Annotated in this window: 27 protein-coding genes; 10 read left to right on the top strand and 17 right to left on the bottom strand. The window is 62.0% G+C overall.

What is annotated here, in order from left to right:
• Positions 1 to 71: 71 nt before the first annotated feature.
• The 4 genes from ACVMIM_RS18415 to ACVMIM_RS18400 all read left to right on the top strand — a co-directional run bounded on the left by ACVMIM_RS18415 (position 72) and on the right by ACVMIM_RS18400 (position 3,108).
• Positions 72 to 770: an RNA polymerase sigma factor gene (locus ACVMIM_RS18415; RefSeq protein WP_476113725.1), complete on the top strand. Its 699-nt coding sequence runs from the start codon at positions 72 to 74 to the stop codon at positions 768 to 770.
• A 108-nt stretch (positions 771 to 878) separates the two neighbouring features.
• On the top strand, positions 879 to 1,403 hold the full coding sequence (locus ACVMIM_RS18410) for a DUF4142 domain-containing protein (protein WP_476113724.1): 525 nt from the start codon (positions 879 to 881) through the stop codon (positions 1,401 to 1,403).
• Positions 1,400 to 1,708 (top strand): cupredoxin domain-containing protein, encoded by a 309-nt coding sequence (locus ACVMIM_RS18405; RefSeq protein WP_476113722.1) that lies wholly within the window; start codon positions 1,400 to 1,402, stop codon positions 1,706 to 1,708. Before ACVMIM_RS18410 ends, ACVMIM_RS18405 begins: the two co-directional genes overlap by 4 nt.
• A gap of 320 nt (positions 1,709 to 2,028) precedes the next feature.
• Positions 2,029 to 3,108, top strand: a complete 1,080-nt coding sequence (locus ACVMIM_RS18400) for an HPP family protein (RefSeq protein WP_476113721.1) — start codon at positions 2,029 to 2,031, stop codon at positions 3,106 to 3,108.
• An 11-nt stretch (positions 3,109 to 3,119) separates the two neighbouring features.
• On the opposite strand, the gene ACVMIM_RS18395 is transcribed toward ACVMIM_RS18400, so the two are convergent.
• Positions 3,120 to 3,992: a crotonase/enoyl-CoA hydratase family protein gene (locus ACVMIM_RS18395; RefSeq protein WP_041001209.1), complete on the bottom strand. Its 873-nt coding sequence runs from the start codon at positions 3,990 to 3,992 to the stop codon at positions 3,120 to 3,122.
• Between the two features lie 82 nt (positions 3,993 to 4,074).
• Here ACVMIM_RS18395 and ACVMIM_RS18390 point away from each other — a divergent pair, with 82 nt between their 5' ends.
• The gene (locus ACVMIM_RS18390; protein WP_041002619.1) at positions 4,075 to 4,665 is read left to right on the top strand and encodes a TetR/AcrR family transcriptional regulator; all 591 of its coding nucleotides are present in this window, start codon (positions 4,075 to 4,077) and stop codon (positions 4,663 to 4,665) included.
• 47 nt (positions 4,666 to 4,712) lie between these two features.
• Here the strand turns inward: ACVMIM_RS18390 and ACVMIM_RS18385 are convergent, their stop codons facing one another.
• The 3 genes from ACVMIM_RS18385 to ACVMIM_RS18375 all read right to left on the bottom strand — a co-directional run bounded on the left by ACVMIM_RS18385 (position 4,713) and on the right by ACVMIM_RS18375 (position 6,947).
• The gene (locus tag ACVMIM_RS18385) at positions 4,713 to 5,936 is read right to left on the bottom strand and encodes an anion transporter (protein ID WP_476113719.1); all 1,224 of its coding nucleotides are present in this window, start codon (positions 5,934 to 5,936) and stop codon (positions 4,713 to 4,715) included.
• Positions 5,937 to 6,550: 614 nt separating this feature from the next.
• Positions 6,551 to 6,715 carry a DUF3309 family protein gene (locus tag ACVMIM_RS18380; RefSeq protein ID WP_082045228.1) on the bottom strand — a complete coding sequence of 55 codons (165 nt, stop codon included), beginning with the start codon at positions 6,713 to 6,715 and terminating at the stop codon, positions 6,551 to 6,553.
• A 94-nt stretch (positions 6,716 to 6,809) separates the two neighbouring features.
• Complete coding sequence (locus ACVMIM_RS18375; protein ID WP_278050619.1) at positions 6,810 to 6,947, bottom strand: hypothetical protein; 138 nt, start codon at positions 6,945 to 6,947, stop codon at positions 6,810 to 6,812.
• A gap of 141 nt (positions 6,948 to 7,088) precedes the next feature.
• Between ACVMIM_RS18375 and ACVMIM_RS18370 the strand changes: the two genes are divergently transcribed.
• The 3 genes from ACVMIM_RS18370 to ACVMIM_RS18360 all read left to right on the top strand — a co-directional run bounded on the left by ACVMIM_RS18370 (position 7,089) and on the right by ACVMIM_RS18360 (position 9,225).
• Complete coding sequence (locus ACVMIM_RS18370; protein ID WP_278050620.1) at positions 7,089 to 7,250, top strand: Thivi_2564 family membrane protein; 162 nt, start codon at positions 7,089 to 7,091, stop codon at positions 7,248 to 7,250.
• Positions 7,251 to 7,698: 448 nt separating this feature from the next.
• The gene (locus ACVMIM_RS18365) at positions 7,699 to 8,139 is read left to right on the top strand and encodes a GFA family protein (RefSeq protein ID WP_476113718.1); all 441 of its coding nucleotides are present in this window, start codon (positions 7,699 to 7,701) and stop codon (positions 8,137 to 8,139) included.
• Positions 8,140 to 8,655: 516 nt separating this feature from the next.
• Complete coding sequence (locus tag ACVMIM_RS18360; RefSeq protein ID WP_476113716.1) at positions 8,656 to 9,225, top strand: PAS domain-containing protein; 570 nt, start codon at positions 8,656 to 8,658, stop codon at positions 9,223 to 9,225.
• An 11-nt stretch (positions 9,226 to 9,236) separates the two neighbouring features.
• Here the strand turns inward: ACVMIM_RS18360 and ACVMIM_RS18355 are convergent, their stop codons facing one another.
• Entirely contained in the window at positions 9,237 to 9,497 is a 261-nt protein-coding gene (locus ACVMIM_RS18355; protein WP_476113715.1) for a hypothetical protein, read from the bottom strand.
• Positions 9,498 to 9,664: 167 nt separating this feature from the next.
• Between ACVMIM_RS18355 and ACVMIM_RS18350 the strand changes: the two genes are divergently transcribed.
• Positions 9,665 to 9,859 (top strand): hypothetical protein, encoded by a 195-nt coding sequence (locus tag ACVMIM_RS18350; RefSeq protein ID WP_127235553.1) that lies wholly within the window; start codon positions 9,665 to 9,667, stop codon positions 9,857 to 9,859.
• A gap of 104 nt (positions 9,860 to 9,963) precedes the next feature.
• On the opposite strand, the gene msrA is transcribed toward ACVMIM_RS18350, so the two are convergent.
• The 6 genes from msrA to ACVMIM_RS18320 all read right to left on the bottom strand — a co-directional run bounded on the left by msrA (position 9,964) and on the right by ACVMIM_RS18320 (position 12,411).
• Positions 9,964 to 10,485 (bottom strand): peptide-methionine (S)-S-oxide reductase MsrA, encoded by a 522-nt coding sequence (gene msrA, locus ACVMIM_RS18345; RefSeq protein WP_476113713.1) that lies wholly within the window; start codon positions 10,483 to 10,485, stop codon positions 9,964 to 9,966.
• A gap of 123 nt (positions 10,486 to 10,608) precedes the next feature.
• Entirely contained in the window at positions 10,609 to 10,932 is a 324-nt protein-coding gene (locus ACVMIM_RS18340) for a hypothetical protein (RefSeq protein WP_476113712.1), read from the bottom strand.
• Positions 10,932 to 11,126, bottom strand: coding sequence for a hypothetical protein (locus ACVMIM_RS18335; protein ID WP_476113710.1), 195 nt, complete (start codon positions 11,124 to 11,126; stop codon positions 10,932 to 10,934). The genes ACVMIM_RS18340 and ACVMIM_RS18335 overlap by 1 nt, the downstream gene beginning before the upstream one ends.
• The gene (locus ACVMIM_RS18330; RefSeq protein WP_476113709.1) at positions 11,111 to 11,350 is read right to left on the bottom strand and encodes an ABC transporter permease; all 240 of its coding nucleotides are present in this window, start codon (positions 11,348 to 11,350) and stop codon (positions 11,111 to 11,113) included. The genes ACVMIM_RS18335 and ACVMIM_RS18330 overlap by 16 nt, the downstream gene beginning before the upstream one ends.
• 108 nt (positions 11,351 to 11,458) lie before the next feature.
• Complete coding sequence (locus tag ACVMIM_RS18325; RefSeq protein WP_476113707.1) at positions 11,459 to 11,662, bottom strand: hypothetical protein; 204 nt, start codon at positions 11,660 to 11,662, stop codon at positions 11,459 to 11,461.
• Entirely contained in the window at positions 11,659 to 12,411 is a 753-nt protein-coding gene (locus ACVMIM_RS18320; protein ID WP_476113705.1) for a glycoside hydrolase family 108 protein, read from the bottom strand. Before ACVMIM_RS18320 ends, ACVMIM_RS18325 begins: the two co-directional genes overlap by 4 nt.
• A gap of 87 nt (positions 12,412 to 12,498) precedes the next feature.
• On the opposite strand from ACVMIM_RS18320, the gene ACVMIM_RS18315 reads away from it, so the two are divergent.
• On the top strand, positions 12,499 to 12,660 hold the full coding sequence (locus ACVMIM_RS18315) for a hypothetical protein (RefSeq protein WP_476113704.1): 162 nt from the start codon (positions 12,499 to 12,501) through the stop codon (positions 12,658 to 12,660).
• Here ACVMIM_RS18315 and ACVMIM_RS18310 read toward each other — a convergent pair.
• From ACVMIM_RS18310 to ACVMIM_RS18285, 6 genes are all read right to left on the bottom strand, one after another.
• On the bottom strand, positions 12,657 to 13,418 hold the full coding sequence (locus ACVMIM_RS18310) for a hypothetical protein (protein ID WP_476113702.1): 762 nt from the start codon (positions 13,416 to 13,418) through the stop codon (positions 12,657 to 12,659). The genes ACVMIM_RS18315 and ACVMIM_RS18310 overlap by 4 nt on opposite strands.
• A complete protein-coding gene (locus ACVMIM_RS18305) occupies positions 13,405 to 13,842 on the bottom strand; it encodes a hypothetical protein (protein ID WP_476113701.1) in 438 nt (145 codons plus the stop codon). Before ACVMIM_RS18305 ends, ACVMIM_RS18310 begins: the two co-directional genes overlap by 14 nt.
• A gap of 10 nt (positions 13,843 to 13,852) precedes the next feature.
• Positions 13,853 to 15,826 carry an autotransporter outer membrane beta-barrel domain-containing protein gene (locus ACVMIM_RS18300; RefSeq protein WP_476113699.1) on the bottom strand — a complete coding sequence of 658 codons (1,974 nt, stop codon included), beginning with the start codon at positions 15,824 to 15,826 and terminating at the stop codon, positions 13,853 to 13,855.
• Between the two features lie 123 nt (positions 15,827 to 15,949).
• On the bottom strand, positions 15,950 to 16,408 hold the full coding sequence (locus ACVMIM_RS18295; RefSeq protein WP_476113698.1) for a hypothetical protein: 459 nt from the start codon (positions 16,406 to 16,408) through the stop codon (positions 15,950 to 15,952).
• 661 nt (positions 16,409 to 17,069) lie between these two features.
• Positions 17,070 to 17,339, bottom strand: a complete 270-nt coding sequence (locus ACVMIM_RS18290; RefSeq protein WP_476113696.1) for a hypothetical protein — start codon at positions 17,337 to 17,339, stop codon at positions 17,070 to 17,072.
• 312 nt (positions 17,340 to 17,651) lie between these two features.
• A complete protein-coding gene (locus tag ACVMIM_RS18285; RefSeq protein WP_476113695.1) occupies positions 17,652 to 20,138 on the bottom strand; it encodes an LPD3 domain-containing protein in 2,487 nt (828 codons plus the stop codon).
• Positions 20,139 to 20,163 lie beyond the last annotated feature (25 nt).

Here is a 20,163-nt window from a genome sequence, read left to right as displayed (position 1 = left end):
AACTAACGCGGGAACCTTTTGTCCGCGGGCGCATCCAGTGCGGATGTAACACTGTCTGGAGATCGGGCGAGATGAGAAAGCGTGCCATGGAAGCCGCCGAGGTCGGCCCGGCCGAGGCCGGCGACATGGCGCTGGTGCGCCGGGCGCTTGCGCGCGATCCAGACGCGTTCCGCACCATCATCAAGACGTACAACCAGCGACTCTACCGCATCGCGCGTGGCGTCGTGCGCAACGACGCCGAGGCCGAGGATATCGTGCAGGAGGCCTATATGCGCGCCTTCGCCAATCTCGGCGCTTTTCGCGGCGAGGCTTCGCTTTCGACCTGGCTGTCGCGCATCGTCATCAACGAAGCGCTCGGCCGGCTGCGCAAGCGCAAGCGGATCGTTGCGATGCCCGGAAATCCGGAAGCGCAGATCATCCGGTTTCCCTTGAACCAAAACGACTTGAATCCAGGAGACGATCCGGAGCGGACTATGGCGCAGCGGCAGATCCTCGGGCTTGTCGAACGGGCGACCGACAGCCTTCCCGATGTCTATCGTACCGTCTTCGTCGCCCGTGTCATCGAGGGCCTCAGCGTCGAGGAGACCGCCGACCTGCTGGGCGTGAAACCCGAGACGGTGAAGACCAGGCTGCACCGGGCGCGAACACTGGTGCGAAAGGCGCTGGACGACGAGATCGGCCCGGTGTTGCTCGACGCCTTCCCCTTCGCCGGCCGGCGCTGCGAGCGGCTGACGCAGGCGGTGATGAGAAGGTTGGGATTCGAGCCCTGATTTCGATCTCCCGCCCTTTTCCCGGGAACGTTTCGTTCTTGCCCGCATCCAATGGCAGTCAACACCAGATGAAGCCCGAGGCCAGAACCGCCGGGCGAAGGAGATGCCATGTTCATGCGACCGACTGCCGCCCTCGCCGCCCTTTTTTTGATCAGTACGGCGCCGCTGGCGCTAGCTGCCGAAAAGCCCACCGACCCGCAGATCGCCCATATCGCCTATACGGCCGGCACGATCGACATCGAAGCGGCCAAGCTGGCGATCAAGAAGTCGAAAAACAAGGAGATCATCGACTTCGCCAAGGACATGGAGCGCGACCATGCGGCGGTGAACAAGCAGGCGCTCGACCTGGTGAAGAAGCTGAAGGTCACGCCCGAGGACAACGACACCAGCAAGGCGCTGGCCAAGGCCGCGAAGGAGGAGCGCGCCAAGCTGGCAAAGCTGCAAGGGGCAGCCTTCGACAAGGCCTATATCGAGAACGAAGTGGCCTATCACAAGCAGGTCGACAGCGCGCTCGAAACCTTGCTGATCCCCTCGGCCACTAATGCCGAGCTGAAGAGCCTGCTGGAGACCGGCCTCAAGATATTCCAGGGGCATGAGCAACATGCCGAACATGTCGCCGGCATGCTGAAATGAGGCCGCTGGCTCTTGCGCCAGCGCTGGCGGCGGCGCTCATCGCGTCGCCGGCGCTCGCGGCGACCATCGAGGTGACGATCGACAAGTTGGTCTTTTCGCCGGCAAGCGTCCAGGCCAAGGTCGGCGATACGATCGAGTGGACGAACATGGATATTCTCGCCCATACCGCCACGGTCAAAGGCGGCTGGGATGTGATGATCCCGGCGAAGTCGAAGGGCAAGGTTACGCTCAAGGCGGCAGGGGCAGTGGACTATTTCTGCCGCTTCCATCCCAACATGAAGGGCCATATCGAGGTAGCCCCTTGATCACCCTACCGGAGAGCGAGGCGCATCCGCGCCTCGCCTAACCTTGCAGCAATCCTCCCATGCCCGGTTGGCGCACCCCGCACCGGCATACTCCTCGCCAAGGCCATGACATTCGGGCGAATTGCCGAACCGATTCCGCAAACCTTCCTAAAGGATTGACGCGATTGTCCAAGTGGAGGCTGTCGGTGGCCTGCCACAGGTTCCGCATCGCGCAATAATATTCCCCTCAGCGCCGATGAAACGGATCGGTTTGGCTTTCCAATTTCCGCCTTTGGCGGCATTGCCCATTGCACAGAATTCCCCGTTTGACAGGGCCGGCCATGGCATTTCGCCTTTTCGTTCCGATCCTTGCCGGCGCGACGCTTCGCGAACGGCTGCTTGCTTGCATCGGCGCGACCATTGGCATCGCGCTCACCGGGATGATCAGCGGGCTTGCCATGGGCAGCGGCCCGCTTGTGGCGATGCTGGTGGCGCCGATGGGCGCTTCCGCCGTGCTCCTCTTTGCCGTTCCGTCGAGCCCGCTGGCGCAGCCCTGGTCGATTGTCGGCGGCAACACGATTTCGGCGCTGGTGGGCGTGACGGTCGCGCATTTTGTGCATGACACGGTGATAGCCTCCGGCCTTGCGGTAGCGCTGGCGATCGCCGCCATGTCGTTCACGCGCTCATTGCATCCGCCGGGAGGTGCCGCGGCACTCACCGGCGTGCTCGGCGGGCCGGCGGTTACCGCCGCGGGCTTCCTGTTCCCCTTCGTGCCGGTGGCGCTGAATTCGACCATCCTGGTCGCGCTCGGCTTCCTCTTCCATAAGCTGTCTCGGCGCAACTATCCGCATGTGCATGTGCCCGCCGCCAGCGGACACGGCACTGCCGACCGGCCGCCGGCCGAGCGCGTGGGCTTCCGGCCCGAGGATGTCGACGCCGCGCTCTCGGCGCTCGACGAGACCTTCGACATCGACCGTGACGACCTGGAGCGCCTGCTGCGGCAGGTCGAACTGCAGGCGACGGTGCGTTCGCAGCGCACGCTGCTTTGCCGGGACATCATGTCCCGCGATGTGATCTCGGTGATGGAATCTGCCTCTGCCGACGAGGCGCGTAAACAGCTCATCGACCACAATATTCGCACCCTGCCGGTGATCGACGCGAGCGGCCGTCTCACCGGCGCGGTCGGCTTGCGCGAGCTGACACGAGCCAGCGAAACCGTGAAAGGGGTGATGTCGAAGGCCGGCACAGCCTCGCCCGATACGCCGGCGATGAGCCTGTTGCCGGTGCTGACCGACGGCCGCAGCCATGCCGTGGTGATCGTCGATAGCGAGCGGCATATCCTCGGACTGATCACCCAGACCGACCTGCTGGCGGCGGCCGCGCGCGTGCAGGTACCGCCGCCGCTCAAAGCGGTAGCATAGAGCCACACCGATCACCCGGGCCTATCCCCGCTCGCCATTCGATCAAGCCACCGCGCCGCTCGTCTTGTCTCTGCTGGCCGGGTGACATGCGTCCATGCGCCATCATAGACCGGCTTGCGCCGCTCGATCCAGGCACTCAGGCCTTCGCGCAGATCTGCCGTGGGGGCCATGCGCGCGAACTGCTCGGCCTCGACGAGCAAGCCCTCGGCAATGCTGTGATCAATGCCGCGGGCGACCGAGGTGAGGATAGCGGCGACGGCAGCCGGCGAATGGCCAATGATGCGTCGAGCGAGATCTTCCGCCTGCGGCATCAATTCGGCATGTGGCACGACCTTGTTGACAACCCCAAGCTCGGCGGCGCGGTGCGGCGAAAACGCCTCGCCTGTCAAAAGCAGTTCAAGCGCCTGCTTGCGCCCGGCAAGCCTCGGCAGGCGCTGCGTGCCGCCGAAGGTAGGCGGCATGGCGAGGTTAATTTCCGGTTTGGCGAACAGCGCGCGATCGCTGGCGATCGCCAGCGGCACCGCTTCGGTGATCTCACAACCGCCGCCGAAAGCCAGCCCGTTGACGGCGGCGATGACCGGCTTGCGAAAGGCTTCTAGCCGCGCCGTCAGACGCTGGCCGCGCCTCACGAAATCGCGTAGCGCGACATCGGTGCCTTCGGCCACGCTCAACGAGAATTCGTGGATATCAGCGCCGGCGGAAAACGCTCGCTCCCCTGCCCCGGTAAGGATGACGGCGCGCACGCCGTCGTCCGTCTCGATCCGGTCGAGAAGCGACAGCAGTCGGTCAATCAGCGCGTAATTCAGCGCATTCAGCTTGTCGGGGCGGTTGAGGGTGAGAATCGCGACGCGGTCGCGCGTCTCGCTCAGCACAAGTTCGGTCATGACCTTTCCTTTCCGGCAGTTCGGCCGGATAAGGAGCAGACTTGCGATTGCTTGTATATTCACTAGTCGGTATACTTATATGATGAACGAGAAAGCCAACCCGACCCGAAAACGCCTCGTCGACGCGGCGACCAAGCTCTTTTACGCCGAAGGCATCGGCCGCGTCAGCGTTGATGCCGTGGCCGAGAAAGCCGGGCTCACCAAGCGCACGCTCTACTACCATTTCAAGAGCAAGGACGATCTGATCGCTGCCTATCTCGACGGGCGCGACCAGCCCAATCTCGAGCAGATGGCCGGCTGGTTCGACGCGGCGGAGGGCGGCGCGGACAAGAAGGTCGAGGCAATCTTCACCAACCTGGCGAGGGTGGCGCGTCACCCAAAATGGAAGGGCTGCGGTTTCCTGCGCACGGCGGCCGAGCTGGCGGCGATGCCCGGGCATCCGGCGGTCAAGGCCGGAGCGCGCCACAAGACCAATTTCGAAAAATGGCTGGCCGGCGCACTTTCAGACCACAATGTCGGCCAGGCCAAGATGTTGGCGCGCGAGATCGTGCTTCTGATGGACGGTGCTTTTTCCAGCATGCTGATCCACCACAATCCCGACTACGTTAACGCCGCCGGTCATGCCGCCGCGACCCTGATACGGGCGAGGATGGCCGGTAAGGACGCCGCCTAGCCGGCGGGGCCGTCCCGATTGATGCGGTCCGGCAGGGAAGAGCACCCTCAGGACCATGCCAACCAAGCCGTGCCGGCGAGAAGCGTCACCAGCGTCAGCGGCAGGCCGACCTTGAAGAAGGCGGAAAAGGAAAGCTCCTTGCCGGCCGCCTTTGCCTGCTCCGCGACGATCAGATTGGCGACCGAGCCGAGCAGCGTGAAATTGCCGGCAAGCGTCGAGCTCATCGCCACCACCAGCCAGGCGCGCTCCGGATTTTCCAACCCGGGGATGAAGGGTCGGAGCGCCAGCACCGCCGGTACATTGCTCATGATGTTGGAAAGCACCGCGGTGAAGCCGGAGAGCCGCCAGACATCGTTGAGGCCGACGTCCTTCGCCCAGGCGACCATATCCGGGGTGAGCAGCGTGCGCTCGGCGCCCGCAACCACCACGAACAGGCCGGCGAACATGAAGAGCAGCGGCCCATCGATCTCGCGGTAGATGCGCCGTGGCTTGATCGCCCGGGTGACCAGCAGGAAGGCGCCGGCGATCAGCGCCGCCTTGGCGACGGGAACGCCGGCAAAGAAAGCCAGCGCCAGCAGCACGCAGACGATGGTGGCCTTCAGCACCTGCCCAGGCAGCATGCGGCCGCGATAGACTTCCGGGCTGAGTTCGGCGGGGCGGGAGAATTCGGCGCGGTAGACGTAACGCACGATAACGATGACGCAGAGCAGGCCGAACAGCGCCACCGGCGCGAGCGCCAGCGTGAAGGCCGGATAGGAAATGCCCGACAGCGCGCCTATCACCATGTTCTGCGGATTGCCGGTGATGGTGGCCACGCTGCCGCAGTTCGAGGCCGTGCAGGTGGCGATGAGGTAAGGCACCGGGTTGCGATTGATCACCCGTGTGACGTGGACGACGATCGGCGCCATCACCAGGCAGATCGCGTCGTTGACCAGAAAGGCAGAGAGCACGCCGGTCAACAGAGTCACCATGACCAAAAGCATGAAAGGCGCATGGGCATGCTCGATGGCAAAGCCGCCAAGCGCGCGAAACGCGCCCGACACCTTCAGATGCGCGACCACAATCATCATGCCGAGCAGCAGAGTGATGGTGTCGAAATTGATGGCTTTGTAGGCGTCCTCGATACCGATCGCACCGATGGCGATCATGGCGGCGCCCCCCAGCAGCGCGATGCCGGCGCGGTCGAGGCGAAGACCCGGGATGCGGCCGACAGCGACGCCGGCATAAGTGGCTACGAGGATGAAAAGCGCACCCGCGCCGGTCCATGTCATTGCAAGAAGGTCCCCGTTGCCTGCCCTGCCCGGCAGAATCTGCCGTCGCATGGAGCGGCCCCACATTTAGCAAGGGCAGCGCAAAGGGAAAGCGCACAAGCGCATGAAGCGCGATAACGCTTTCGTGGGCTTCACATTCATAAACACTAATGTAAAGAACGGTGAATTAACCTATGTGACCGATAATCCAGGCGTTGGGGGACTGACGGATGAACACGGTCGTTGAAGTGGAACATCGCGTCGAGTCGCGGGAAGGATCGACGCGTCCACAGGAATGCTCCCGCTGCCACGGGGCGAAGAAGGTTTTCGTTTGCGAGCGCTGGCTGAGCTCGAACGGCCATTGCTGCCCGGAGGGCACGCATCGGCTGAGCTGCCCGGGGCATAGCATCGTCTGCCTCGAATGCAGTGGGCGCGAGCGTTAGCGAGACCCGTGCAGTGCCGGTGGGCTGCCAAGCGCCGCAGCCGTCGCGCCCAGGGCGCTGCTACGGCGCAGGGCGCTCCGAGCGCCAAAACGCGTGCTCGACCACTATGTGCAGTTCATCGCCAAAACCGTCCACGCTGGAACAACTCGCAGCGAAGCTGAGCATGCGTCGGCTTAATTGCCGGGGCGGCGATCAGATCCGTCCGAGCACAACCAGAATGATGACAATAACAAGAACCAGCCCCAAACCACCGCCGCCGTAGTAGCCAGTGCCGTAGAACGGCCCACCGCCTATGCCGCTAAACCCGCCAAGCAGAGCAAGGATAAGAATGATAATAAGAATTGTGCCGAGACCCATGACCTTTTCCTCTTTCTGAAGCGCTACCCCGGCGCCGTTATGACCAAGTCAACTCGCAAGCGGCGCGCATGTTCCGCTCACTTCCGGGCCGATTCTACTGGGGACTGGCCGAGTAAGACGACACCATCGGCTGTCCAGGGTTGGCTTCAAGTTTGATGGGGACCAAAAACATAAGCGCGATGGCGATAGCGATTGAGACGATAACAGTAGCGGTGCTGAACACGTCCTTCATGTTCCTATCCTTAATATTCAAAGATGCTGAACAACGTGTTCGCCAAGTCTCCTGTTCCACTTTACCTTCGTGGAACCATTCTCCCGCCCGCCCGTTTGAGGCAGCCCGATCCGGGCAACCTTGGTAAACGGAGGCAGGCATATGGGCGCTCTTATCGGCATACTGATCACCTTCCTGGTTGTGATCCTGGTGCTGTATCTCGTGCAACGCCTTCCGCTCGATGCCCGCGCGCGCCAGATCGCGCAGATCATCGTCATCATCATCGGAATTGTTTCGCTGCTCAAATATCTTGCAGTGTTCTAGCCGCGATCCACATTCGACGCCCATGAGAACTCAGTCGATCGCATTTACTGCCGGCAAAATATCGTTGGCCGGCACAATGGCTGCAGCGTGAGCGCCGCCACGGCCCGGCCCGACACGCGCGCGATGACCTGCGCGCAGACGCAGGCGCTGATCAGAGCGATCATGCCGCTGTCTTGACCACGGGTCCGAACACCTATGACCGGCTCGTTCGGCAGTTCGGCAACGGGTGCGACTGGCCGGAAGTGCCAGTCTCGACGACGGTTCCGACCAAGGACGGCGGGTGCCGCGTCTATCGTGCGAAGAGCCGATCAACCTTCCCGACTGACCCTTGCTTCTTGCGCCGGCGCGGAACCATTGCAACCTTTTGCGGGTTTTAGCAGCCGGCAATGGGGCTTGCCGGGCGCGAGAGAGACACTTGGCCCCGTGCATAACCGCAGGAGGAACGGCAATGCCTGAAATCGCGCGCAGCGGCAGTTGCCTATGTGGCGGCGTGCAGTTCCGCGTCACCGGCGAGCCGCTCCGGGTCGGCCTCTGTCACTGCAAGGACTGCCGCAAGACAAGCGGATCGGCCTTCCATGCCTATGCCGTATGGCCGCTGCGAGCGTTCGAAACCACCGGCATCACCAGCAGCTACGGCATTCGAAGCTTTTGTCCCAGTTGCGGAAGCCGCGTTCCGTCCGTCGGCGATGACGAGGCCGAGGTCCCGATCGGCAGCCTGGACGTTGCGCCAACCGAAGGGTTGGTGCCGAGCTACGAACTCTGGATCGGACGCCGCGAGCCTTGGTTGCACCCCCTGCCCGCGGCGCGTCAGTTCGAGCATGACCGGGTCGCCGATGATTCGGCCACAGGCGATGAACCCAGCGCGGAGCCACAACAAAGGTCAGCCTAGGTCGGACCCTTGGCGGACTTTGGTCGTAACGACAACGACCTTCGGTCGAGCGGCCGCCACCGGATAATCCGGAAAAGCGCTCGGCTGTCGATTGATATGCGCGGACTTTTCTTGAAGTTTTGCTTTTTCAACCAGCAGTCGGTTTGCCGGCCAATCCGCTGCCGCTAGCGTTTTGAACGTGGTAAAACATGAGTCGTGGCCGGCACGGCTTCAGGCAACAGAGTTTTACCGACTTTGCAAATGTAAGAATTTTCAACCATGTTTCCCGCGGCAATACAACCCTTGAGATTGTTCCTCCTGGCATCTTCAGTGCTTATCTTGTGAAGTACAAGCTGCAGTTGCAGTACCAAGGTGAAAATTCTTTCGGCTCAAGAAATTTTTTTAATCACTTCCCATTCCGGTTATAGCGAACATGACGTTTAAAATTGCCACGACCGGCAAGCGCAATGACTTTAGGCCTTGTACAAAAGGCCATCTTTGTTTCTTCCCGTTTTTGCTACATAGTGCTGCCGAATCTTGAAACCGGACGGGGCGGTTTTCATGACGTCGGCGCCTGAACACAGCCGCAACATGCATGTACGGTATCCACCGATCGACGGGTTCTGGACTTGGGACATCAAGCGCGACCGTGTCTATGGCGACGCCAATCTTTCAGACTACTTCGGTTTGACGCTCGACGAATTCTCGCACGGCGCGTCGCTGGAGCGATGCGTGCAAAGCATCGACCAGGACGACCGCTCAAGGGTTCGGCTGGCTATCCGCGAGGCCGTGGAGCGCAAGTCCAGCTTCAGGCAGATCTATAGGGTCCGTTCGGAGAAGATGGGGTTGCGCAAGATCCTGGCCGTCGGCCAATGTTACGTCGACGGGGTGGGCGAAGCGGCCCTCTACCCTGGCTGGTTCGTTGATCTGACGTACGACACCGCGTGCGAGGAGCAGGCGCTGCGCGAGATCCACAACCATGTCGGGCAGGCCAAGGACATAGCGCGATCGATCGGGCACGACCTAATGTCCTATCTTCTGGACAATATCGAAGAAGAGGCCGAGCAGCGCCTTGATAGAAAACTGAGGAGGCGAAGATCGTCCTGAGGCCGCTTTCGCTAGCTTCGCTTGCCGCGCCTGCCGATTTCGGCCGTGACCATGCGCGCGAAAAGCGACTGGGGGGATCGGCGTTCGATGAGTTTGGCTCGCTCCAGCGCCTCATCGCCGTAAAATTCGATCAGCACGCCGGCGGCCTTGGCGGCATCGGCTCTCAACCGACCGAAATCGGCCTGCCCGCTCTCGGCCGAGGGCACGCTCCTGGCAATCACGTCAAGCATAACTTGCAACTTGTCGGGAGTGCTGCCCTCGTCTTCGTGCATGGTCGCTATCCGGTCGGGCGCGTAAAATATCGACATTTCCGCTCGATGTCCAACGCGTTCGTTGATCGAGCATCAATGCAACCGGGTACAGCTTCGCCGCGAGCGGGGCCACAATCTTCATACAAGCATAGTGAGCCAAACTTACCGCGTATACGTTTGAGGGGCCCATGGACCAGCCTAGCAAAATGGAAAACCTGCAGTTTGCGCAGGGGATCTTGCGAGAACTTCGCCAGAAGGCCGAAGCCGATGGCGAAAAGCTTCTGACCTACCTGATCGACATGGCTTATCTCGAAGCCAGTGACCGCATCCGTGCCCATTGGATCGGCAGCCACGAACACGAAGGGCGTCGCGCCAAGGGCTGAGCCTGCCCGCCCCGGGCGGCAGGCCGGAACGCAAAAAAAGCCCGCCATGCCTTCCGGCACGGCGGGCGGATCAAAGCGCGTAAGGCTATATCAAGCAGCCATGATTATGACGCGGCCGCCTGCTGGCGGACCGGAAGCTTCCAGCCCGGCCGCGCGAAATGGCAGGTATAGCCGTTGGGGTAACGCTCAAGATAGTCCTGATGCTCGGGCTCAGCTTCCCAGAAGGGCCCGACCGGGGCGAGCTCGGTGACGACCTTGCCAGGCCACAGGCCGGATGCGTTGACGTCGGCTATCGTGTCCTCGGCGATCCGCTTCTGCTCGTCGCTGGTGTAGAAAATAGCCGAACGATAGCTTGTGCCGATATCGTTGCCTTGGTGGTTCTTCGTCGTCGGATCGTGGATCTGAAAGAAGAATTCGAGAAGCGTGCGGAAATTGGTCCTGGCCGGGTCGAAGATGATCTCGATCGCCTCGGCGTGAGTGCCGTGATTGCGGTAGGTAGCGTTGGGAACATCGCCGCCGCTATAGCCCACTCGCGTCGAGATCACGCCGGGCAAGCGCCGGATCAGATCCTGCATGCCCCAGAAGCAACCGCCGGCAAGGACCGCACGCTCGGTGGAAGAAGCCATGTCACACCTCCTTTGGATTGCTCCATAGATAGGCGTTGCGCCTGGATTCTTCCAGCGGCTCCAACAGGCGAACGCTGAGACCGGGACCGACGTATGTCGTGTCTGACTCAACGCCTCCGCTGCCTAGAAATCCGGTGTCTGCTTGAATCTTCGCACAACCACCTCGAAAAGGATGTCCGAGATCCACATTGCCGAGACGCCGATGAGGAAGGCTGCGGCGAGCGTGGTGGTATCGTCGGCGGCGTCCGGTATCGGCAGGCCGCTTGCACGAACCCAGGCGACGACAGGCAACGTCAGATAGGCGGCGGCCAAAGCGCCGCAGATGGGCGAGGCAATCATCTCGCGCAGCTTGTAGCGATGGCGCGACAGCGCCCTCAGCACGCCGCCGGCGAGCCCCGCCGCTACGACCTGGCCTTTGATGCCGAGAAGATCGAAGATGTCATGCATCACGGCCTCCAGCCGCAGAGTTTTTCGCCCTTGCGGTTGTGCGCAAGCAGCGCCCTCGCCTCCTGGTCCGATAGCGCGTCGACCGCCCTATTGGAAAGGCGCACAGGCGAGGCAACAGCGCAGAAGCCGCCCCTGGCCGTCGTGCAGCCGGCAAGCGCGGCGGCTATGGCGGCGACAATCAGTCCCTTGCCCATGACTTCAGCTCCTTCCTGATCGCGCCTGCCGGCAAGGCGCCGATGTCGTTGTCGACCTGGTCGGCGATATTGCGGGCTGCGGCCTCCGCGTCGGCCTGCTTGCTCAGCTCGGCCCGCGCGCCGGCAAGGCGCTGGCGGAAACCCCAGCAGAGCGCGCCGACGAAACCGGCGCCGATCGCCAGGATCGTCGGATTGGTGAGAAGCCATGCCAGCAACGCGCTCATAGCAGCGCTCCGATGAGAAGACCGGCGATGAAGCAGGCGGCGCCCACGATCACATACGGCCTGGCGGCTTCAATGCAGGCGGCGAGCAAACTTTGCAGGTTTTCCATCTCAGCGCTCCCAGCCCAACCGGCGTGCGAGCAGATGCCACCACTCGGCCGTCGCGGCGATGGCGAGACCGAGGCCGGTCTCCAGCGCCATCTGGATGTCGGGATCGGCGGAGAACGCCGAGGCGTCGTCGGCGCCCAGGAGACCGCGTGCGACAAGCACACCCGCGCAATAGCGCAGGGCGATGCGGATGATGACGGCAATCATTGGCAGAACACTCCGAAAAGATCGCAGGGAAGATGCGTGGCCCAGGCGGTGAGCGAACCGAGCGCCAACGCGATCAAAGCGAGGACGCCGGCGGCCTTGGCGGACGATGCGGATTTGGGTAGCGCGATGGGTGCATCACTTACGGCGGGCGATCCGGCGCCGGCGGGCGTTGCTGCCGGCGTAATATCATCGCCCGATGCAGGCTCCGGCGACGCGGATTCTCCAGCCGCCGACGGCGCGGCCGACATCAGCAATGCCTGCCGCCGCACCGAGGCGACGCGGGCGCTCCAGCCCCGGCCGAACCTCGGCCAGGTCGAAAGCTTTTCGAGAAAGGCGAGCCGCGCGTCGCAGAGCGCGTCGATCACGACGCCGGTGGGTTTTGCCCTCGCCGCCGCGAGCGTCGCCGGACCGATGCGGCCGTCCTGGCCAACGCCTAGCACCGCCTGCAGATATCTTGCCGCCCGGCCCGGCCCGCTGTTCACGGCAAAGTCGAAGACGGCATAGTCGACACCATCGGGGAGCTCGGCGCCAACGATCGCATCCCAGTAGAAACGGCGATAGACCGTGGCGACTTGCTCGTCGCTGATGGCGCGAAGGTCGGCCTTGGTGGCGTCGGCCTTCACGTAACGGCGGAAATTGACCAGTGTGACACCTTTCATGGTCGCGCCGCCAGGATCGGCAGGGTTGTCCGACCAGCCGCCTTCGGATTTCAAGACGAGCGAAAGGGCACGCGCGAAATTGCGATCCATGAGTGTTCCTTTCCGGCCGGCAGGGCAGTCGATGCTTGGATTTGTCGAATATGTTGTTAGTATCGGCTTCCGAAGAGGGGCCGAGCCATGGAAGACTTCGAGTACAAAAGTGCTGACGACGTTTGGGAAGGTGAAGCCTCTTACAACGAGCCGATGCCGCTGCTTTTATGGGCTCTAGTCGGGCTAGCGCTTCTTAATATTATTTTGGCGGTATTCCTGGTCGCGGTATATTTCCAGCTACTCGATTAATCTCCCGGCCTTGACGTTGCGTCGGCAAGGGTTCCAGATAACGTAAAGCCCCCGCCTCCACCTTTGTTTGTCGGCCATCCCGAAGTCGGGCCGCTAAGGTAGATCAGAGGCGTTCCCAGAGCCGCGACCGCGACTGTCGGATTGACGGGCTTCTTGATCGAATCGATAAACAGTCTACGGTTAGCAACGACCGATAGGTCCAGGTAGCTTGGCCATACCATGAGGTCGGCCAAGTCCCCGTTCATTTTGGGGTTGTTCGTGCCACCGCCGCTGACAAACCAGTCGACCAATGTCCAGTCGATGTTCTGACCGGTGGTATAGGTCGCTGCCGTGGCCAGATCAGAAACGTCGTTCATATAAAACCAACGTGTGGCCGTGCTCGCCAACTGAAACGAAGCTAAGAAGTGGTTCCATCCAGACGCGACGTTGTACACCGGAGATGACCGAATATCGGCAATGGTAGTACCCGACGAATTACTCACCGAAACCGACGTGAGGCCGGAAGCGCTCAAGTTCAGCAGAACGCGAGAGCCGGTAGCACCCGTTACGCCGATGCCGCCTAGCGGCGTCAGCGGACCAGCGTCCGTAGCCTTTTTGAACCAAAAGGACGCTAAAATCGAATTGCCATCAACGGCTCCCGTCAAACCGCCGCCGCGAGACAGGACGGTGGTGACGCCGTCAAAGTTCACAGCGCCGGCCCGATAACGGGGCCTGGCTATAGCCGGGACGATACCGGGCAACATATCAAGCAAGCCCAAGCGCGGTTTTCAACGCGCTGATTGAGAGATCGAAATTCGCTAGCATGGCTGCGATCTTTTCTTCCGCACTCGGCGTCTCCGGCGGCGGGATGTCCTCGACTTCATAGACCTGCTGGATCACGCCATCGATCTCCACATAAGACGGCAAGCCGACCGTCTGCTTTCCCTCCGGCACCTCAAACGGCGCTGCAATCCTGCCGCCCACCGCCTCGACTTTCTCGAGCGTCCAGATGCCCTGGTCGTAGAAGCCGCGCAGGCTGTCGCCGTTCATCTGGACGTCGATCGGATAGGGATCGCACGGCGTCTCAATTTGACGGCCGTCGCCGTAGACTGCGGTGTAGCTGCCGACCACCTGCTGCACGACGAGGGAGCCGTGCCATTCACCCCAGATGCCGTCAGTTTTCCGAACGAGAATCGATGTCATGGTTTGCTCCTTATGTTCTCACGACGCCTGTGATGACGAGGCGGCTGGTGGTGTCGACGAAGCCGGTCAGGTAGACGGTTTCGGTGGTCTGGATGGTTATCGGGAAACTCTCGACGCCCGTGGCCACCACGAAATTCGCCCCGAGAGACAGCGTTCGGGCAGAGGTGACCGCAGTCACCTTCACGACAAAACCGAACAGAGGGTTGGCGTTGGTTGGATTGTTCAGAGTCGCCGACGTACTCAATGCCAGCGAGGCGTTGTTGCCGAGCGACATATCCCAGGAAACGGTCGCGCCCGAGGTCAACGCCTGGTAGGCGACCGTCGATTTGAGCGCGGCAGCTGTGAGCAACTTGCTGGCCGTGCCGAGCTGGAATTCACTGTTCGAGGCAATCGCCTGCGACGCGAGCATGGCATAGGTCACCAGCCCGGCCGGCACCATGCCTGCCGTCAACTGGCCGAAGCCCAGCGCCGAGGACACCCGCCGCAGCAGAGTGTCATCCGACCCCGCCGCGATATCCGCGCGTGCGCCGCTGGAATTGGCCGATCGGCCGAGGACCGACACCGCAGCGCTGTCAGCCAGAGTATTCAGCGCCATCGCGTTCGTCGGCGGGCTGAAGGTGCCGGTGAAAGAGGCATTGGCTCTTGGCGCCAAGCTTCCCACCGCCACGCCGCTGTCCTTCACCAGCTTTCCGGTCGTGCCGTTAAACGTGGCGATGTTGTCGGTCGCGGCCGAGGCCGGCCCTGTGATCAGGCTTGCCACTGCCACGCCACTATCCTTGCCGGCCTTCCCTGTGGTGCCGGCGAAGGTCACGACGTTGTCGGTCACCGAGGAGGCCGGGCCGGTGAAGTCGCCGACGCCGGTGCCATCCGCCCCCTTATCGCCGGCGCGGGTGAAGATCAGCCAGATGCCGTCTGCGGTCGTAGGCAAGGTGCCGGCGCCGCTGACATAGGCGAGCGTCAGTTTTCGATAGCCCGCCCCGTCCACCACCGAGCCGATGACGTTGTAGACATAGGCGATTGCCGCCGACGCCTTGGAGCGCAGCGTGAGCTGGCCCTTGATCGTGTTGGTGCTGTCGTCGAACGTGTCCAGCAGGCCGCTCACCGTGGCGCCGCTGGAATCGAGATTGTCGATATAAGCGGCCGTGGCGGAGGCGGCGCTGACGTTGTTCAGCTTGAGCGTGCCGTTGCCAGGATCGGCATCGGCGATGCTGGTGGAAAAGGTGTAGCCAAGTGCCGCCGCCGCATTGGCGGCGGCGACGGCGCTTGCCGCCGCGTTGGTGGCCGAGGTCGCGGCATTGGTCGCGGAGCCGGAAGCGGCGGTGGCCGAGCCAGACGCGGCCGAAGCCGATCCGGCGGCAGCACTTGCCGACGTGCCGGCGCTGGTGGCCGAACCTGCGGCGGCGGAAGCGGAGCCGCTCGCCGCCGTCGCCGAATTGCCGGCATTGGTGGCGCTGATCGCGGCATTGGTAGCGGAACTGGACGCAGCGGTGGCGGAGCCGGAGGCGGCCGTGGCCGAGCCCGTCGCGTTGGTGGCGCTGGTGGCCGCCGCGTTCTTCGAAGTGAGTGCCGCGGCCGCGCTCGTCGCTGCGGCGTTGGCCGCGTCCACCGCACCGCCGAGCGTGTCTTGCGAGAGATAGAAGCTGAGCGGGATCGGATCGGCGCCGATCACCGGATCCAGCGTCTCGAAGGCGTAGACACGATCGGCCGAGACGGTGCCCTTCTGCACATGCACGGTCGTGCCCTTCTGCATCGTTCGCGCGGTGCGGGCGTCTGCGGCGCGAAACCACTGGCCTTCGCTCGCGGCGTAGATGCCGTTCTGGGTCTGATCGGCCTGATCCTTGACCAGCACGCGGTCGCCGACTTGCGTCAGCACGCCGTCGATGGTCTGCAGGCCGTAAAGGGTGATGTTCGCGGTCGTCGCCAGGCGCACGGGTTCGCGCTCGCCGGTCAACAGGCGAACGGCGGCAGTTACAGGTCGGGCCATAAGGCTTGCTCCATGAAAAAGCCCCGCGAAAGCGAGGCTTGGAAAAAGATTTGGATTGGCGCGCAGGCTGGATTTATAGCCGCACCGGAAATCAGTTCATTGTCGCCGCGATTTTCGCCAACCTCACTGAGCCTGCCCGCGCTCGGAATCCGAGCTATCTGAACCCAAAGCCGCTCCCGCTCCGGCCGCCCCGCTGGCGGTGCCGAGAGCGCTGTTGAACTGAACAATGTGTTTCAGATCTTTGTGTTCATTCACATAGGCGCGAATGCGGGCAGCCGTCTTTGGCGCGACGGTCTTCATATAGTTGGGGTTGGCCATGTAGGCGCGAATGGCTTCCGCCATCAATTCCCTGTCCGCCTCCATCCCCTTCTTGTAACCCATTTGCTCCGGGCCGAACCCTCGGTACACTTTCGACGAGGATTGTTCGACAGCCTGCCCGGCGGCGCGAGCCCTCTGCAGAACGGGATTGTTGAGGTCGTTGTAGAGCCACCTGAGTTCGGCCTTGATCCCATCCTGGTCGATCATTCGAACCGGCCCAACCCGATCATGACCGACGATCTTGCCAGCAAGATCATCGATCATGTGGCCCATTTCATGCGCCCCTACTTTGCTTGCCGCTCCTTTTGAAAGTGTCTTCAAAAGATAGATAGACCTGTCCGCGCCATTTGGACCCGAGGCAACTACGTATTTCCCGACTACTCCTTTTGGAAGCGCTCCCGCCTCGACTGGCGTATACCCCTGGCCAATCGCTGCCTTAGTAATGGCGGCATATTCTTCCGGTAGGATGGCAATATCTTCTCTTCCCACGGTACGTCGTCCGACCACGCTTTCGGCGCCGAGGGCTCTGCCTTCGCGGTCGTAGAGGAGTCTTCCGGTCTCGGGATCGGAGAGTTGTCGTCCGGTCCTGACGTCGATGAGGAGCTTTTCGTTGTCATCGGCTATAACCGCACCTGGGCCAGTTGTCTCCTAGCGCTTTCATTTCTTGCTGTCGCGCCAATGCCACGGAACATTTGATGGCGTGTTGGCAAGTTCCAATGGCGGGTCGAGTTCCCCGTACTCCTCTTTGAACTGATCACGCCACTCCTTTTCGTGAAGCACATTGGCAGAATTTCGGACATCCGCTGCACTAACTCGGATCCAGGTGGAATTGGGCTTAAGCATGGCATTTGCACCCCCACACCGATAACAGCGGGGCGGCGCTCCCAATCGACGAACCGCAGCGGTCGATTGTCTGACAGCGGATTCATTTCTTGCTGTCTCGCCAGTGCCACGGAACATTGGACGGTGTATCGGCGAGGTCCAGCGGTAGGTCGAGTTTGCCAAAGTCCCCTTCGAAGCGCTCGCGCCATTCTTTTTCATCGAGAATGCCGGCCGAATTCCCAACGTCCGCAGCGCTGACTCGAACCCAAGCCGTGTTGGGTTTAAGCATGGCGTATGCGCCTCCAACGCCAATAATCGCGGGGCGATGGTCCCAATCGACGAAGCTCGTCGTTTCTGATTCTGCGGGGCTCATACTTCGATTCTTGATTTCTCGTTATCTAGCATAACACTGCTAATCCGATTGATTCATATCTCGGGTTCTCCCATCCCAAAGCTTGTAAGTTCAGCGTAATAACGTATCCGAGCCAAAAATCGGTTCGACTATTCCGCCTACGGTGAACTGGACCCGCCATTTACGGATTTGACGTTTTGGTTGCGTCGGACAATAGACTTCTGTTCGATTTTGTAGTAGATTTTGAACGGTAGTGGCCCCCCAAATTACCTGATTTGTTGGAGTAAAATCCGGCCGCGGGTCGGGAGCCACTGCCGCCTCTTCACTCCACTTCTACTCGCCCTGTCTGGTGCCCAGTGGATCATTTGGGCCGGAACCTGGGTTCGGATTCCCAGCTGACAACTTGCGCACTTCATAGTGATCGTAGTAGCGCCGGCCGTCCCTGTTTTCGCGTACAACAATGCGAATGAGTGCATCGTGGCCGTCCATCGTGATTGCGCGTTCGTAGTGAAGCACACTTAGGATTTCAGCTCGACCTTTCCGGTCCGGTACAGCTTCGACAAAATGCGCCGAGGCTATTAGGTCGTCGAGCCTGAGGGCTGCGGCCAACGCACTCCGCGATATCTGTCCTGCACCGGAAGACAGCGAATGCTTTAGGCTCTTCGCTCTAATAATAATGCTGGAGCCATCTTCAGCATTCACGACGATCTTGCCTGCGAATTTGCTGCGGGCGAACTGAAGTACTGCGTGAGCAGCGTCCAACATCGGCGCCGTCCAAATATCGAGCTTAAAGCCTTCAGGGCGTCGTATTTCGAGCGGTGGCCTGTTTGCCAAACCGGGTGCCAGCGCTGCTTGTCGGCCCTCCGCCTTGGTTGCCGTCTCGGCGCCGGTCTCGGGTCCGGCTCCTTGCCTGGGAACAGCTTCTGGAACAGAGATATTCGCTGCGTCCGCACTCGCGAGGGGTTTGGTGGCGATAGGGCTTTCGGCACGCTCAGCCGCGGCGACGCCGAACCGCTCAACTGCGCGCGGTATCGCGCTCTCAACAACTCGACCAACCCCGGGCACCGGTATCGCCCAGCTCAATGCGTCACCATGCTGACGCATCATCACCTTTTCGGTGCTGTTCGCTGGCTGGTAGTATCCATGGCCGAAATCGGGACGCTCGGTTGATCCAAGGGAAACAACGTAGCCAGCCCCTTTGATCAATTTGCCGGCGAGTAAGCCGGCATTCGCAGTCTCCTTGCTAATGGCCTTCGCGTCCGCTTGAAACACCTCTCTCGGAGAAAGGCCTGGCTTGCCACCGGGGAGAATGCCGCCGAGACCAGCAGCATCCAGTTCCCGGACCAGAGCCGCCTGCGCGACAGCGCCTTTCGTGTGCGGGAACAACTTGCTCACCTTTGCGTAGTTGTCCATTAAGTCCATACTTCCGCTGTCGCGGTCCTCGGCAAGCTTGAGAAGCATGGCGAACGGCACGGGATGGAGATTTTCATCATCGATGCCCAATGCCTTTTGCCTGGCGACAGACAATTCTATTGTTCTGTCGTATGTGTCCTGGTCATAGGCTTCTGGATCAGAAGGCCCATTGCCAAATACGGCTTTCCAGCCTGCGGCGATCTCTTGAGACGTTTCATTGACGTAGCCACCGGAATCGACCCGCCTCCTATCCAGGACCAGCTTTCCCGCGACGGCGGTTGGCTCATCGCCCTCTTCGTCTGCCGAGGAATTCGATCCGGCCTCGGCATTGACAATGGCTGCATTGATGGCCTGGTTCGACATCGTACCCATGTCGAAAATCTTCTTCCCGACATCGAGCTGCCATTCGAGACCCTGCCGACGCTTCGGCCCCTCGTGGGGGCCGTAGACGATCTTGTAGGCATCCTCGCCTGGTAGGTTGCCGGAGTAGCTGCCTGCCCGCGCGATCTCGTCAGGCGCCTCTGCTTCGGCGCGGCTGATCGCAGCGCCAATCCTGACCTTCAGCGCAAGATTAGCGGCATCAGCCTGTCGGCGGATCGCCCGCTGTTCCTCTTCACGAAGGTCGCCGAACGCCTGCGCGATCACTTCGTCGGGCGTCTTGCTGCGGCGCCAGTCGCCCTTCGCGGCGGCCTGCTCATCCTGCGCGCTGGCACCAAGCTGCGCACGCACAGTCTCGCCCATGCCCTCGCTCACCACCGGTCCGGCGCCGAGGATCTCGGCAGCGCGACTCGGGTCCTGTGCGATCAGGGCCTGCATCCGCTCCTTCGCCGTACGGGCGCGCCAGCCGGCTTCGGCCTGCAGCCTGATCTGCGGATCGAGGTCCATCTTGGCGAGGATGTCGAGGCCGGCCTGGCGGGAGGCGTCGAAGGCGGCGGTGTCGTTCGGGTCGCTTCGCGCGATGTTGTTGAGCTCGGCGGTGTGGACCTCCGCCACCTGATCCTGCTCATATTGCTTGCGGCGCTGATTTTGCTGCAGCGCCATGCGTACCGCGCCCGCCTCTCGCAGCGCTTCCTTGCGGCTGGCAAGGCTGGCGCGCAGCTCGGGCGGCACCTGCTTCAGGAAATTGCCGAACAGCGTGTCGAACAGGCCGGTCTTCACCACCTGGCCGGTATACGGATCGACCTGGCCATACATGGCTTCGTGCAGGCCGGCGCCGTCGGCGGGCGCGTTGGCCACCGTCTCGGCCTCGGCTTGGGCAAACTCGCCATTCGGCCGGCGCGCGGCGATCTCGGTGTCGAAGGCCTGCTGCTGCGCCTTGCGCTGTTCGTAACGCTCGGCCGCGGCCTGCCACCGGTCGCCGAACTGCTGGACTGCCTCGCCGACCGGCGAGGAGTCCGGATATTGCACCGCGTTGCCGGTATCGAGCCGGCGC

The sequence above is a fragment of the Mesorhizobium sp. USDA 4413 genome, from assembly GCF_056280365.1.
Note: the sequence above shows the minus strand (reverse complement) of the source record. Positions and strands in the feature narration are given on the sequence as shown.

Bases quoted from the DNA above. Each gene is read 5' to 3' on its own strand.
- ACVMIM_RS18390 (WP_041002619.1), top strand. From the start codon at position 4,075: ATGAACGAGAAAGCCAACCCGACCCGAAAACGCCTCGTCGACGCGGCG.
- ACVMIM_RS18410 (WP_476113724.1), top strand. From the start codon at position 879: ATGTTCATGCGACCGACTGCCGCCCTCGCCGCCCTTTTTTTGATCAGT.
- ACVMIM_RS18400 (WP_476113721.1), top strand. From the start codon at position 2,029: ATGGCATTTCGCCTTTTCGTTCCGATCCTTGCCGGCGCGACGCTTCGC.
- ACVMIM_RS18340 (WP_476113712.1), bottom strand. From the start codon at position 10,932: ATGCATGACATCTTCGATCTTCTCGGCATCAAAGGCCAGGTCGTAGCG.
- ACVMIM_RS18395 (WP_041001209.1), bottom strand. From the start codon at position 3,992: ATGACCGAACTTGTGCTGAGCGAGACGCGCGACCGCGTCGCGATTCTC.
- ACVMIM_RS18335 (WP_476113710.1), bottom strand. From the start codon at position 11,126: ATGGGCAAGGGACTGATTGTCGCCGCCATAGCCGCCGCGCTTGCCGGC.
- ACVMIM_RS18320 (WP_476113705.1), bottom strand. From the start codon at position 12,411: ATGGATCGCAATTTCGCGCGTGCCCTTTCGCTCGTCTTGAAATCCGAA.
- ACVMIM_RS18415 (WP_476113725.1), top strand. From the start codon at position 72: ATGAGAAAGCGTGCCATGGAAGCCGCCGAGGTCGGCCCGGCCGAGGCC.
- ACVMIM_RS18295 (WP_476113698.1), bottom strand. From the start codon at position 16,408: ATGATCGATGATCTTGCTGGCAAGATCGTCGGTCATGATCGGGTTGGG.
- ACVMIM_RS18315 (WP_476113704.1), top strand. From the start codon at position 12,499: ATGGAAGACTTCGAGTACAAAAGTGCTGACGACGTTTGGGAAGGTGAA.
- ACVMIM_RS18370 (WP_278050620.1), top strand. From the start codon at position 7,089: ATGGGCGCTCTTATCGGCATACTGATCACCTTCCTGGTTGTGATCCTG.
- ACVMIM_RS18290 (WP_476113696.1), bottom strand. From the start codon at position 17,339: ATGAGCCCCGCAGAATCAGAAACGACGAGCTTCGTCGATTGGGACCAT.
- ACVMIM_RS18380 (WP_082045228.1), bottom strand. From the start codon at position 6,715: ATGGGTCTCGGCACAATTCTTATTATCATTCTTATCCTTGCTCTGCTT.
- ACVMIM_RS18350 (WP_127235553.1), top strand. From the start codon at position 9,665: ATGGACCAGCCTAGCAAAATGGAAAACCTGCAGTTTGCGCAGGGGATC.
- ACVMIM_RS18300 (WP_476113699.1), bottom strand. From the start codon at position 15,826: ATGGCCCGACCTGTAACTGCCGCCGTTCGCCTGTTGACCGGCGAGCGC.
- ACVMIM_RS18305 (WP_476113701.1), bottom strand. From the start codon at position 13,842: ATGACATCGATTCTCGTTCGGAAAACTGACGGCATCTGGGGTGAATGG.
- ACVMIM_RS18385 (WP_476113719.1), bottom strand. From the start codon at position 5,936: ATGACATGGACCGGCGCGGGTGCGCTTTTCATCCTCGTAGCCACTTAT.
- ACVMIM_RS18375 (WP_278050619.1), bottom strand. From the start codon at position 6,947: ATGAAGGACGTGTTCAGCACCGCTACTGTTATCGTCTCAATCGCTATC.
- ACVMIM_RS18365 (WP_476113718.1), top strand. From the start codon at position 7,699: ATGCCTGAAATCGCGCGCAGCGGCAGTTGCCTATGTGGCGGCGTGCAG.
- ACVMIM_RS18405 (WP_476113722.1), top strand. From the start codon at position 1,400: ATGAGGCCGCTGGCTCTTGCGCCAGCGCTGGCGGCGGCGCTCATCGCG.
- msrA (WP_476113713.1), bottom strand. From the start codon at position 10,485: ATGGCTTCTTCCACCGAGCGTGCGGTCCTTGCCGGCGGTTGCTTCTGG.
- ACVMIM_RS18325 (WP_476113707.1), bottom strand. From the start codon at position 11,662: ATGATTGCCGTCATCATCCGCATCGCCCTGCGCTATTGCGCGGGTGTG.
- ACVMIM_RS18355 (WP_476113715.1), bottom strand. From the start codon at position 9,497: ATGCACGAAGACGAGGGCAGCACTCCCGACAAGTTGCAAGTTATGCTT.
- ACVMIM_RS18330 (WP_476113709.1), bottom strand. From the start codon at position 11,350: ATGAGCGCGTTGCTGGCATGGCTTCTCACCAATCCGACGATCCTGGCG.